The sequence below is a fragment of the Shewanella sp. 10N.286.52.E4 genome (assembly GCF_041468785.1).
Classification (GTDB): Bacteria; Pseudomonadota; Gammaproteobacteria; order Enterobacterales; family Shewanellaceae; genus Shewanella; species Shewanella electrodiphila.
The window spans coordinates 71,051-84,309 of the sequence record NZ_JBFRJJ010000016.1 but is presented as its reverse complement, the minus strand read 5'-3'; the positions used below and the strand labels follow the sequence as shown (position 1 = coordinate 84,309).

Here is a 13,259-nt window from a genome sequence, read left to right as displayed (position 1 = left end):
TTGCATATTTAGGTTGGTAAATGGAAAATAGTGAAAAAATACTATTGGTCGGTTGAATTTGATGAAAAGCTCGAAAAATAATGTTTACACCGTTTCCCGATTAAACGGTGAAGTCCGCCAGCTGCTTGAAGGAGAGCTAGGAAAGGTGTGGCTTGAGGCCGAAATCTCGAACTTTGTTTCCCCAAATTCAGGTCATTGGTATATGACCTTAAAAGATAGCCGCTCGCAAATTCGCTGTGCAATGTTCAAAGGCCGTAATCAATCAGTGCCTTTTAAACCTGTTAATGGCCAACAAGTATTAGTTAAAGGCTCTATCAGTGTTTACGAGCCTCGCGGCGATTATCAATTACTCTTGGAATCAATGTTACCTGCAGGTGATGGATTACTCGCACAGCAATATGAAGCACTTAAACTGAAATTAGCCGCTGAAGGCTTGTTTGCAACAGAAACTAAGCGCCCATTACCGCAAAACATTCAACGAATAGGTGTTATCACCTCAGCCACTGGCGCTGCCGTAAGAGATGTGGTCAAAGTACTATCGACGCGCGACCCATCAATCGAAGTGGTGATTTACCCTACACAAGTTCAGGGAACCAGTGCCAGCAAGCAAATCATCAGTGCTATCACTACAGCCAATAAACGCTTAGAAGTCGATGTGATACTGCTTACCCGTGGCGGCGGCTCATTAGAAGACTTATGGTGTTTTAATGATGAAGACTTAGCCCATTCGATTTATAACAGTGCCTTACCCGTTGTTAGCGCTGTGGGTCATGAAATTGATACTACCATCAGTGATTATGTCGCGGATGTACGAGCGCCAACACCATCAGCGGGTGCCGAGTTATTATCGGACGATAAAGGCAATAAGACGCAAAAGCTCAACCTGACGTTTTCAAGATTACGCCAAGCTATGCGTCATTACTTATTGCACCAAAGCACACTACTGACAGAGTTAAGCCACCAGCTGCAACGTGAAGATCCTAAAAGACAACTACAACAACTTGAGCAACGCTTTGATGAAATGCAGCTAAAACTTGAGTCGGCTATGCAATACAAATTATCTAACGCAGCGTTAAAACAACAACGCTTGAAAGGCCATCTTCAGCAGCAATCCCCAGCTCATAAGTTAACGTTAGAACAAAACAAAGTGAGCTATTTAAGTAATCGACTTAACGATGCCATGAAAACAAGATTAACTAACGCCAATCAACTAGTCAGTTACAGCGCACATCAGTTAGAAACCGTTAGCCCATTGGCCACATTAAGCCGTGGTTACAGTATTACCCGAGACGGTAAAGGCAATATCTTACAAGATGCGAAGCAAGTGAAAACGGGCGAAATACTGACAACTCAACTTAATCAAGGTGAAGTAAAGTCAGTTGTGTCATAGGTGGTAATTGGTAATTGGCAAGTGACAAGTGCTAACTGGCAACTGGCAACTGGCAACTGGCGTTAATATCAACACACCTTATCAACAACCAGAAAAATCCCGCATTAGCGGGATTTTGTTTTCATAATCACAAGGTTCATCATTAGAGAGACTGCAACTTAAGCATTCAAGTTTGAACGTCTCATTGCTAGAAGTAGCAACATCAATAATCCACTCCAAGCCAAGCTACCACCGCTAACGATGACCTCAGTTTCAACGACTTCAATATATTCTTCTTCGTACACTTCATCTCTGTCACTACTTTCTAGTGGTAAGGCATATAAACCATCAGACTCATCTGCACTTAATGTCGCGACAATATCTTCATAGCCAAACTCATATAAATCGATAAGGACATCGTAATAATCAGTTTTGTACCCCTGGGCTAAGGTTGTCAGCACTTCATAATCATCATCGGTGGCATCACCATAAATGGTAAACACTTCGGTAGAGTAATAATGCTCCCATGGACCACCATTTCGGCTTAAATACAGCTCAGCATAAACATTAGCAGGCTCTCCTTGGGTAAAACCATAGACATCTGCATCAAAGGTCACGCTAAAAGTTTGATAAAAACCATCTTCATCAAAATCATCAAATAGACGGCTATAAGCCTCATAAATATCAAAATCGCGATAACCAATAATAGACTGCTGCGATACGTGATTAGTTAATAATTTGCTATTTGATGACTGACTTTCAATGCTGTCATTTGTTGTTACTGTATTGGCTGTTACTGTATTCGTTGTTGCTGCATGAGTTGTTGCTGCATCTGTTGTAACTTCATTTACTGAAGTTTCTAATTTGGAAAGTGCCTGAGGCGCTTGGTTGACACTGTGTAATGCATTGACAGATAACTGCCCTGCTTGGCGTAAACTCGTTATGTACTCGCGCGTTGCACGCTTAGGTAATGGCTTTCCTTGCGCCGCATCAGATTTGCGTTTGGCTTTCTCATCCGCAATCAATTGCAGCAAGGTTTGTTTTTGCTCAGGTGATAATGAAGCTTTACCTGCTGGTTCACTTAAAGAGGCAGCACCACTAACTTGCCTCCCCTCACTGACAACAATCATGTCTTGCTCATATTCGTCAGCGTACGCAGTCGGCGCAAGCGTTAGCATTAATGCGCAACTCACTTTAGTAAAAACACTAATCACCTGACTGAAACGGTTTTGCGTTATCAATTTAATATCCATTTTGTATTCCCTCTCATTCAGATTTAACCGCTAGAGTAAATTGCACTTAATCACTCAAAGCTTGTTATTGATGAGTTGTTATTTAAAAGGAATCAAAATGAATGCAAGCTGAACACGAAAAATGACTTACATGAAATTGACTTAGATAAACAATGTCGTAGATAAAAAGTGACTGACATAAATAACCAGCAGCTGCGCCACTGCAAGCTATTCATCTTCTATTCATATAAACCAATCCATACTTTGAGCGAATACCAAAGCAATTGATATTCATCGATGCAGATGTTTCTATATTGAAAGGGATCTTTTACACTGATAACTGATTTTAAAGATAAATATTGATGTGGACGCTGATAATGAGCAAATTAAACAAGAGATTATGCACTTCCCTGCTATCGTTTCTATTGTTTTCAATAACAATGGGGTCGGTTCAGGCTGCGCCTATGTCAGTTATTACTAATCTCAGCAGTGCTATTTCAATCAGCTCTTCAGTAAATATTGGTCACCCTGGGTTTAATAACAAAACCAAAGGCGGTTCAGGTAAATCCCAATCTTTAGCCGTGAAGAGTTCTTCACAAGCGGCGCAAATCGCCAAACGACAATACTCTGCAAAAGTGCTATCAGTGCAATCGACAAAAGTGGGTAATTCAACGGGCTACCGAATTAAATTACTCTCTAATAATGGCATGGTGTTTTATGCCACCGTTAATGCGCGTACCGGTTCAATTTCAAGGAATTAGCCATGAGAATATTGTTAGTAGAAGATGATTTAGGCTTACAGAGAAACCTTACTGAGCATTTACAAGCCGCTAATTACAGCGTCGATATATCATCTGACGGTGAAGATGGCTTATTTCAAGCAACTGAATATCAATATGACGCCGCGATTATCGATGTCGGCTTACCTAAAATTGATGGTTTGAGCCTAATTACGCAACTTCGTCAAAAGCAAATTGATTACCCAATCCTTATTTTAACCGCTAGAGACGGCTGGCAAGACAAGGTGCTTGGGCTAGACTCTGGCGCTGACGATTACCTTACTAAGCCGTTTCAACCTGAAGAGCTTGTTGCCCGTTTAAATGCATTGATACGCCGTTCAGTGGGAAAAGCTAGCCCAACAGTGACTAACGGACCATTTAGCCTCAATACTCGCACCCTTGAGCTAATGCATTTACAAAACCCCATTATTCTCAGTAGTTCAGAGTTTAAATTATTTGAATACTTCATGCTGCATCAAGGCGAAGTCATTTCTAAACCCACCTTGATTGAACATATCTATGATCAAGATTTCGACTTAGACTCAAATGTCATTGAAGTGTTTATCCGCCGTCTGCGCAAAAAGCTCGATCCCGACGGTGAATATAAACTGATAGAAACCTTGCGCGGTCAAGGGTATCGCCTGCGACAATTAGCTGCAGGCTAGTCGTCATGAATTGGCTGAGCACATTCAAAACCCAATGGCTTAACAAGCAAGCAAGGTCAAATTTTATTGGCGGGATTAATTCATTAAAAATCAGATTAATGCTCAGCGGCCTGTTGTTGATTTTGGTATTACTCCCGCTGATTGGCATCACAGTTAATGGTGCTTTCCAACATCAAATTACCCAATCGATTAATAACCAGTTACGCGCTTATGTTTATTCAGTGTTAGCTGTCGCTGAAGTCAAAGATGAACACGTCGTCATGCCCAATTATCTATTAGAAAACCAATTTAATGTGATTGGCTCTGGCTTGTATGCCCTTATATCTTCTGAAGATAAACTGGTTTGGCACTCAGAATCTTTTCTAGGCTTAGATTTACCCACGAATCAATCAACAGCATTATTACTGCCAGCACCTCCAATGGGCCAAGGCCAGCTCACCCAAGTTCGTTTTGATGATTTAGCTGGTAACAGCAACAATAACCATGTTGTGTATAGCTTTAGTGTTAGCTTTGAAACCAATGAAAAACCCCTGGCAATCACAGTACATATTGTTAAAGATGACGCTGACTATCAACAGCAAGTGATTGAGTTCAGCACCACTCTCTGGACTTGGCTTATCGTGCTCATGATTGTATTGGCTTTGGTTCAGGCTATTTGGTTATTCTGGACATTAAAGCCATTAAACCAGTTCACGAAAGAGCTAGCATTAGTAGAGCAAGGCCAACAAACACGATTAAATCAACATTACCCCAACGAGTTAAATGCTGTCGCAAAACAACTCAATGTATTGCTAAACACAGAGCAACTTCAGCGCCAGCGCTACCGAAATGCGTTAGCCGACTTAGCTCATAGTTTAAAAACGCCATTAGCCGTGCTGCAAAGCCAAACGGACTTAAGTCCGGACTCTAAAGAGCAAGCAAATAATATTAATAACATCATTAGTTATCAGCTCAACAAGGCTAAATCCAGTGCCAATCAAGCATGGCATTTAGGGGTGAGCATTGATGATGTAGCCAGCAAATTAATTAGAACCTTAGCTAAGATATATCAACAGTCACACATTGATATCGACTATCAAGCCCCTGCTAAACTGGTATTTAAAGGCGAAGAAGCGGATTTACATGAACTGCTGGGAAATCTGCTCGATAATGCTTGTAAGGCGGCGAAAACGCAGGTTTGTTTATCGGTAACAAAAACTGACTCCAGCTTAAGTTTTATTATTGAAGATGATGGTAATGGCTTAACTGAGGTGCAGCGCCAAAATATTTTTGAGCGTGGTATTCGCGCTGACACGTACAATCAAGGACATGGCATTGGTCTAGCCATCGTTCAAGACTTGGTTAATAGCTACCAAGGTGAGTTAACAGTTGCTCAATCAGAGCAGTATGGCGGCGCAAAATTTACAGTCACCTTTCGCCATTAAGTCTTTATCCATTTAATTGGCTAAATAGCGACTAAAAATTACCTCATTTAGTTAGCCCTATCTAATACACTTTCATCTTGTGTTCATTTTCACTTAGTTATTCTATCCCTAACATTCGTAAAGTACCGATGTTTGGTACATGGAGATAAAATGACACTATTATCTATCCCCAATAAACTATTAAAAGCTGGGCTAATGAGCCTGTGCTTACTGTCACCAGCGGCGTTAGCTGTTGATAGCCAATCCAATGGCAATAACGACGCTCAATTTGAGCAGTCTCAGCTTTCTGAAGCGCAGTTAGCGCAAATGCTTGCGCCTATTGCACTTTACCCAGACAGCTTATTGACGCATATTTTAATTGCAGCAACGTATCCGCTTGAAATCGTTCAGGCCCGTCGTTGGGAACAACAAAATAGCAGTTTAAGTAGCAGTCAAAAAATGCAGCAGGCTGAACAGCAAGATTGGGATCCCAGTGTCACTGCCCTTGTCGCTTTTCCTACCGTACTTGAAAAACTCAATGAAGATTTAGACTGGACTCAAGAACTCGGTGAAGCTTTCTTGCAAGATGAAGCTATAGTGCTTGCCAGTGTTCAGGCGCTTAGGCAGCAAGCTGACGAAGCAGATAGCTTTAATGATATGGATAACATGACAGTTACCCGTGTCGAGAAACAGATCATTATTGAGCCTGCCAAGCCTGAAGTCATTTATGTTCCAGTGTACGACCCAAGAGTGGTTTACGGTCACTGGCGCTGGCATGCATACCCGCCTGTTTACTGGCATTATCCAGCATACGCTTATTATCGCCCACACCGTCCAATATATTGGGGCCCAAGTGTTTACATAAACTTTAACTACTTCTTTGGTGCTGTGCATTGGTCACATCACCGTGTCGTAGTGGTTAATCATCGTAATACGCGTTATTACCGCAAACCACATAAAATTGCTTATAGCAGTGGTTCACAACGATGGAAGCATAAACCCGCGCATCGCCGCGGGGTTGCTTATAAAGCGCCGAGAGTAAGCCATAAGTATGATCGTGCCCGTTACAATAAAAGCCACAAGGTGGCTCATTCTCAAAAACCTGGTCATAAAGGTAAGCCAGCACAGCTGCATAACTCTAAGCCAAGCCATATAGCAAAGCAGCAACGTGTTAATAAAGCATTAAAAAATAATCATAATGCTAAGCCGAGCTATAGCTCAAGACCCAGTACTAAGCCAAATACTAGACCGAGCACTAAGCCAAGTAATACGAATAAAATGCATAATGGCCAGCAGGATAAAGCGCTGAGAACGGCAAATAAATCACAGCCAAACCGTTCAAATAAGGCTCATCAAAGCCAAAAAGCGACCAAGCAACCGAGCAGCAGACAAGCGACAAACAGGCAGGTTACTAATAGACAAGCGACCAGCAGACCGACTGTTAATAAACAGCAAAGTAGCAAGCACTATAACCAAACTGCGCGAGTGAATAACAACCGTAGCGCCCAAAACCACAGCATCAAGCCGCAGCAAAGAGCGAGTAATGCATCCCACAACAACCGTGGTGGTAGTCGCTCAAGCAGTCATCACTCGTCGTCTAAACAGCGAGTGAAATAAGTAACGAGTGAAATAAACTGCGCTTTGTCTGAGTCAGAAGTTAAGTCATAAGCTGGGCCAGAAGCTGAGTTAGAAGCTGGGTCTGAAATAAATAAAAAGCCTGAATCACATTCACTGTGACTCAGGCTTTTTCTATCCCAAGATTAAATAAGTTAGTTTAATTGGGTAACACAATGTTGACCTTTAGCCCTTGAGGCTTAGCTTGATGAAAACTCATATCACCTTGATGCAACATAATGATGAGCTGACAAATGGATAACCCTAGCCCTGCACCTTGGGATACATTTTCATCAACCCGATAAAAACGGTTCTTGGCTAAATCAATTTCGCTTGCAGACATGCCTATGCCTTGATCAATGATATTAATGACGCATTGGTTAGCATCTTGCTCAGCGCGAATGCTAATAACCGATTCTTTAGGGCTGTATTTACAGGCATTTTCGATAATATTTTTTAATACTAATTCAAGATAAAAGCTATCAGCTTTAACGGTAAGTCCCTTAGGAATATCAAGCTGCCACTGATAATCGGCCACAATATGCACTAACTGATTAATCACATTATCAATTAGGCTTTGTAAGTCGCATTCAGCCTTATTAATCACTTCAATGGCATCAACCCTTGAGAGTAATAACAGTTGCTCAACAGTATGACTCATACGCTTAATTCCCTGCCCCATGGCTTGAGTATAAGGCATTGCTTGTTGCTTTAAGCTTTCATCGGTTGATGAATTAATCACGCTTTCTAAACCATCACCATGAAGTTTAATGATGGCTAAGGGGGTCTTTAATTCATGGGCGGCATCAGCACTAAAGCGTCGTTCGCGGATCATCATATCGGCGATACGGGCTAAATAACTATTAAGCGACTGCTGAATTGTAATAAGTTCTGACGGTAAGCGGATATTAATTGGCGCTAGATCTTGAGCACTGCGATAAGCTAAGTGACGTTCAAGTAGTTTGATGGGTTTAAATAAGTAGTAAGTCACCAATAGCATGATAAGCAACATGATAGGCGCAATAATCAAAGGCGAGCGCCAGCTATTGGCGTTAATCTTATCCACCAACTCTTGGCGCACATCATCACGCTGTGCAGTCACAATCCACACCTGTTGCGCCGTTGAAAACAAGCTGTACACATGCCAGGTGTGCTCACCGACTGCCTGATAGGCATAGCCGTGGTTAAAATCCGTTAGCGGTTTTACACCAGTATTATCTGAGTATGCAAGTAACTCACCTGCTGCGGTAAATAATTGAAATGACAGCTTTCGCTCGTAAGAGAGGGTTTCTACCGTAGACTGCTCGGCAAAGGTTTCTATTTCAGACTCTGACACATGAAAGCGAATAGGTTGCTCAATTAAGCTTGCTACTTTGGCGGCAGTAAGCCTTTTGACATAAAACAAATCCAGCACTTTGGCGGTTTGCACCATTTCTGCATCAAATAGCTCTTCTATCTCGTACATGGCATCGCGGCTACTCAGCACACTGGCAACCGATACGGTCAGTAAGATGCCGACTAACATCAATAAACTAAGGGAGAAACGTAACGAAAACATAATATCCTTTTATGATCTACTGACCATTAATGCTTATTGAATTTCAGCTAAAATATAGCCAATGCCTCTAACAGTTTTAATCAGTTCTGGGGCCATTTTTTTACGTAAATGATGAATATGCACTTCAATGGAATTACTGCCGACTTCATCCCAACCATAGGTTAATTGCTCAAGCTGGCTGCGGGTTAGTACTCGCCCTGCTGTTTGGGCAAACTCCAATAACAATTGATATTCCCGCCGTGGCAGATTGATTAATTGCTCTCGAAAATGCACTTCACAACAACTGAAATCGATGGTCAATGCGCCGAAACTAAATTGATTGTTATCTAAGCCGTGTTGGCGGCGAACAATCGCTCGCAGTCTTGCAACTAATTCCCGCACATCAAACGGTTTACTGAGATAATCATCTGCGCCAATGTCTAAACAGTTTAAGCGAGTATCAAAATCCGTATTGGCTGTAAGCACAATAATCGGCAAAGATACTCCCGCTTTACGCCAGTGCTTTAATAAATCTTCGCCATTGCCATCAGGCAAACCTAAATCAAGAATAATGGCGCTAAAATCTTCATTATCCAGCGCCGCTAATGCTTGGTTATAAGAACATAAGTGATCCACTTGGATCCCTTCTTTAGCCAAACTCAAAACCACGCCTTGTGCTAATAACTGATTGTCTTCTACTAACAATACCCGCATCGGTTATTCCTTTATTGTTCTTATATATTGTTCTTATGTATTGCTTTTATAGCAATTAAAGCGCGATTTAAGCTTATCTAAACACTTTGAAGTCAACACCTTGCCCACTCAAAAAGGCTTCAGCAGCTGCGCCTTTTAACATTGCCATGGTCGATAACATTCCCGCGGTTACGCTATTTGGCCCTAATACCGTCACTGAAAGCGGCGCTTGCTCCACAGGATAACCTGTTCGAGGATTAATAATGTGGCCATAGCGTTTTTGATCCACTTCAATGTAGCGCCGAGTGGTGCCGCTAGTGGCTAATGCGCCTTGGCGTATGGTTAACAGCGCCGCGGCATTATCCAATTGCTGCGGGTTTTCAATCCCCACTTGCCAGCCATTGGGGTTAAGGATGGGACAGGCAATATCGCCGCCAAAATTAACTAACACAGAGATATCAGGCCAACGCTTGCTGAGTAATTGCGCTGTACTATCCACCGCATACTCTTTGCCTATGCCACCAAAATCTAAACTCATTGCTGCAGGCATAGTCAATTTGCTGTCAGTAAAATCAATGGCGCTAAAATCCACTAGCTTTAATGCCGATTTAATCGCACTAGCTGGTGGCACTTGATGACTACCATCAAAGCGCCACAACTTCATTAAAGGACCTGCGCTGATATCAAAAGCGCCGTCACTTAATTGATAACATTGCTGGGCAAATTGCAGTAAATGCGCCGTTTCAGCATCAATGTTAACCGCCTGCCCTTGGGCATTGTTGAGTTGCCAAACAATATTACCTTGTAAAAAACGGCTATATTTACTCTCTACTCGTTTGGCTTCAGCCACAGCGATATTTAACATCTGCTGGGCAATGCGCTCATCATCTAGTCGCATTAACATTTCACATGGACTTGCCATGGCGCTAAATGAACCTAAAAAGCCCCAAGGGCGACGTGTAAGCGTCGCGACCTGTGGGGCCTTAGATGTAGCGGCTTGTGATGTAACAGCGGCTTTATTTAACAATTTCAATAACTCTGATGTTTTGCGTTTATTTATCTTAAGACTATTTATTTAAAACGAATAGCTTATTTGAGCTACGATTGCTTTCACCGATGGAAATAAATCCTGATTATTTAACTCACCAGGGATATCTGTGCCGTTGTTTTCAGGGTTTTGCTGATAATACTCAATACGATAGCTAAGTTCATGGCCGCCAGATAAGCGATGGCCAAACTTAAGCCCTACGGTATAAGCTGACATGTCACCAATGCGATAATCCGCACTGGCATACTCAGGTAATGCAGCTTCTGTGCGCAAAAATGGCTGATAAAACTCAGCAGCTTGCTGCTGGTAATAACGCAAATGCAGCTGGCCATATAAGCTTGGGGTAAAGTAATAGCGATAATGGGTTTCTAAAGTGTGCGCTTGAATATCCCAGTCATCAGTATTGTAGCGATAAGAGAAATCAATCACCCCTGAGTCCAATGCGCCTTTTGCTAACAAGAAAACACTGTGCTTAGTGCGCGAGTCTGGGCGGTTTTCATAGCGATAACCATGGGACTCACCGTTACCATCGACCATACTGAGAATTTTATAGGGATCGGTCATATAGCCCGACACACTTGAAAAACCGTAGTTGGCTTGCATTAACCAGTTACGATTCAAGATTTGGGTCACACCTAGCATGACATCAGCGGTTTGCTTGGTGTCATCACCGTCTAATCGAGTGGCGTCAAATGCAGCTTGAAAGGCATCATCACCATCATAATCACCGCGAAATACCATTTCTGATAACGCCACAGGACGTCCGCCCACAGGATCAACAGTATCATTCGTATAGGCACCCGATAAGGCAAGGGTGGTGTTGTTTTTGTTAAAACTGCGCTCCACCCCCGCATTTAAGCCTAATGATAAATAATCATATTCTTTAGAACCATAAACACCTAAGTTAACCGTCCAGTCAGGATTTAAAATTTCCTGCCAATTGGCACTTAACTGCACCCGGGTATCTTGGAACGTATCATCAAGGGGCGTTTCACCTGGGGCGACCGTATACTCTCCCTTACCTGAAGGTCGAGTAAAGGTTTGGCTGATGGATTGTGCTACAGCGCCAGAGGCTGAAGCGCCGGTTAAGCTGTCGACAACGATTTTCATATCTAGCAGCGAATCTTCGCCAAAGGCTTTTTGCACATTACCAATAGCTTCAACGGCTTGTACACGATCTTGCTCACCGTAATACATAATGGCGGCATCGACCTTCCAATCATCATTTGCCGGTACCGGCTCTTGTGCGTTGGCTTGTTGTGACAACAAACTGCAGCTAGCCATGGCCAAAGCGCTAGCGATGCTTTGTTTCGGCGTTAGTTTCGAAGTTAGTTGCATCCACAACCTCCGCCAGCTAATGAGCGTCCGCCACTGGTGCCTTCTTTACTGAAGTAAATATGGTCATCCAATGCTAAATCTAACTTTTCATTATTAAGTGCCATATCAGCGCGGGCAAATTGATCCTTCTCCCACGGCTCTACACCTAAACTCGAACAGCCCGCTAAACTGCTGATAATCGACAAGGCCAATAACAGCTTAATATATTGCTTAAAACTCGATTTTTTCATCGTTTTACTCCTTTAACAACAGTTGAATTTCTTGCTCGTAAGCAGGCTTATTCTTGTCAAAAAAACCAACATGACGCTGAACTAATTCACCTTGGCGGTTAAATAAATAGCTACTTGGCATACCAGGTAAATCAAACTCCCTTGCCACATCCCCTTCTGGATTAAAGCGCAAATTGAAATTAGCGGGGATTTTAGTGAGAAACTCATGGGCTAACTCAGTATCAACATCCAGATTGATAGCAACCACTTCAAAGCCTTGCTGCTGGTATTTGGCCTGCATCTGGTTCATCCAAGGAAAAGACTTTCGACATGGACCGCACCAAGAGGCCCAAAAATCTACATACACCACTTTGCCAGCAAACTCTTGCAAGCTGGTTTCAGTGCCCTCTTTGGTGAGTACAGTATGATCAAGTGAGGGCGCGGCAAATAATGGGCTGCTAAAGGCCAATGTGAGTAACAAACTCGCTAGTAATGATCGCTTCATGGGGTCTCGCTTTGTTAATATTATTTTTTCAGGAGTCATTGATGACTAACTTGTAAGTGATTCAATATAATCCAAGTTAAACCTTCAATCTTAAGGTTTTATTAAGCATTATGACGAATAAGTTTAACAGAGTGTTAATGCAAGAGGTGTATGGATGACGATGATAGGGATGAATAGACAAAACTATGTTTGATTCATCACAGCACTATGGCTAATGCTGTGATGCTTGATAACCTGCGATTGATTTATCCGCCGATAATTCTCGAGACTAAGCCTTTATCGTGAGTAAATTCTGCCAATAATATCCCGGCTAAATGCAAACTGATAAACGGGATAAAATACCATAAGGCAAGTTTATGCACGGTTTCAGCTTGGTGTTCAATGGACTCTGGGCCAAATTCAATCAACAAACCTGTGCTGACCGATAACCCAATACCCAGATAAAATAACCAATATATCAGAGCTTGAAATTTTTCACGGCCGCTAGCCTGTTTACTGAGTGCGCTAGGGTATTGTAAGCCGCATTTTGCCATGTAGATAAACCGCAGCGACACAAAAAAAGCCACCGCATAGCCAAAATAAAGATGCCACTTAAACATCACATTACGAATGCTTTTAGCAATAATGACGGCTTGTTTATCACTGATAAGTAAATCAAGCTGCAATAATCCTTGCTGGATCATCTCAGCCATATGATTTTTTTCCATCCAGCCTAAACGCAGTAAGATGGTTAACAGCATCACCAACATTGACAGCGCAAGCCCCCAATGCAAAAGACGATGGATAGCAGGAAAATGGCGGCGAGTACTCATAAAAACCTCAGTGATTGAAAGTGAATTATGACTATAAGTGGTAAAACTTAACATT

At 42.3% G+C, this 13,259-nt stretch carries 13 protein-coding genes; 5 read left to right on the top strand and 8 right to left on the bottom strand.

Annotated elements, in window-relative coordinates; all coding sequences use genetic code 11:
* The first annotated feature begins 61 nt into the window (after window positions 1-61).
* Window positions 62-1,390 carry an exodeoxyribonuclease VII large subunit gene (gene xseA / locus AB4153_RS08830; RefSeq protein ID WP_371997088.1) on the top strand — a complete coding sequence of 443 codons (1,329 nt, stop codon included), beginning with the start codon at window positions 62-64 and terminating at the stop codon, window positions 1,388-1,390.
* 158 nt (window positions 1,391-1,548) lie between these two features.
* Here xseA and AB4153_RS08825 read toward each other — a convergent pair whose 3' ends face one another.
* On the bottom strand, window positions 1,549-2,622 hold the full coding sequence (locus AB4153_RS08825; RefSeq protein WP_371997086.1) for a choice-of-anchor H family protein: 1,074 nt from the start codon (window positions 2,620-2,622) through the stop codon (window positions 1,549-1,551).
* Between the two features lie 443 nt (window positions 2,623-3,065).
* Between AB4153_RS08825 and AB4153_RS08820 the strand changes: the two genes are divergently transcribed.
* The 4 genes from AB4153_RS08820 to AB4153_RS08805 all read left to right on the top strand — a co-directional run bounded on the left by AB4153_RS08820 (window position 3,066) and on the right by AB4153_RS08805 (window position 7,065).
* Window positions 3,066-3,362: a PepSY domain-containing protein gene (locus AB4153_RS08820; protein WP_133146647.1), complete on the top strand. Its 297-nt coding sequence runs from the start codon at window positions 3,066-3,068 to the stop codon at window positions 3,360-3,362.
* Between the two features lie 2 nt (window positions 3,363-3,364).
* On the top strand, window positions 3,365-4,045 hold the full coding sequence (locus AB4153_RS08815; protein WP_102528851.1) for a response regulator transcription factor: 681 nt from the start codon (window positions 3,365-3,367) through the stop codon (window positions 4,043-4,045).
* A 98-nt stretch (window positions 4,046-4,143) separates the two neighbouring features.
* Window positions 4,144-5,469: an ATP-binding protein gene (locus AB4153_RS08810; RefSeq protein WP_371997100.1), complete on the top strand. Its 1,326-nt coding sequence runs from the start codon at window positions 4,144-4,146 to the stop codon at window positions 5,467-5,469.
* 150 nt (window positions 5,470-5,619) lie between these two features.
* Window positions 5,620-7,065 (top strand): DUF3300 domain-containing protein, encoded by a 1,446-nt coding sequence (locus AB4153_RS08805; protein ID WP_371997083.1) that lies wholly within the window; start codon window positions 5,620-5,622, stop codon window positions 7,063-7,065.
* Window positions 7,066-7,222: 157 nt separating this feature from the next.
* Here AB4153_RS08805 and AB4153_RS08800 read toward each other — a convergent pair whose 3' ends face one another.
* From AB4153_RS08800 to AB4153_RS08770, 7 genes are all read right to left on the bottom strand, one after another.
* A complete protein-coding gene (locus AB4153_RS08800; RefSeq protein WP_371997081.1) occupies window positions 7,223-8,620 on the bottom strand; it encodes an ATP-binding protein in 1,398 nt (465 codons plus the stop codon).
* 33 nt (window positions 8,621-8,653) lie between these two features.
* Window positions 8,654-9,313 carry a response regulator transcription factor gene (locus AB4153_RS08795; RefSeq protein WP_371997079.1) on the bottom strand — a complete coding sequence of 220 codons (660 nt, stop codon included), beginning with the start codon at window positions 9,311-9,313 and terminating at the stop codon, window positions 8,654-8,656.
* A gap of 73 nt (window positions 9,314-9,386) precedes the next feature.
* Window positions 9,387-10,214: an FAD:protein FMN transferase gene (locus AB4153_RS08790; protein WP_371997099.1), complete on the bottom strand. Its 828-nt coding sequence runs from the start codon at window positions 10,212-10,214 to the stop codon at window positions 9,387-9,389.
* Window positions 10,215-10,367: 153 nt separating this feature from the next.
* On the bottom strand, window positions 10,368-11,678 hold the full coding sequence (locus tag AB4153_RS08785; protein WP_102528855.1) for a DUF3570 domain-containing protein: 1,311 nt from the start codon (window positions 11,676-11,678) through the stop codon (window positions 10,368-10,370).
* Window positions 11,669-11,908 carry a DUF4266 domain-containing protein gene (locus AB4153_RS08780; protein WP_102440587.1) on the bottom strand — a complete coding sequence of 80 codons (240 nt, stop codon included), beginning with the start codon at window positions 11,906-11,908 and terminating at the stop codon, window positions 11,669-11,671. Before AB4153_RS08780 ends, AB4153_RS08785 begins: the two co-directional genes overlap by 10 nt.
* Before the next feature lie 4 nt (window positions 11,909-11,912).
* Entirely contained in the window at window positions 11,913-12,392 is a 480-nt protein-coding gene (locus AB4153_RS08775; RefSeq protein WP_371997077.1) for a TlpA family protein disulfide reductase, read from the bottom strand.
* Window positions 12,393-12,637: 245 nt separating this feature from the next.
* On the bottom strand, window positions 12,638-13,204 hold the full coding sequence (locus AB4153_RS08770) for a cytochrome b/b6 domain-containing protein (RefSeq protein WP_371997076.1): 567 nt from the start codon (window positions 13,202-13,204) through the stop codon (window positions 12,638-12,640).
* Window positions 13,205-13,259 lie beyond the last annotated feature (55 nt).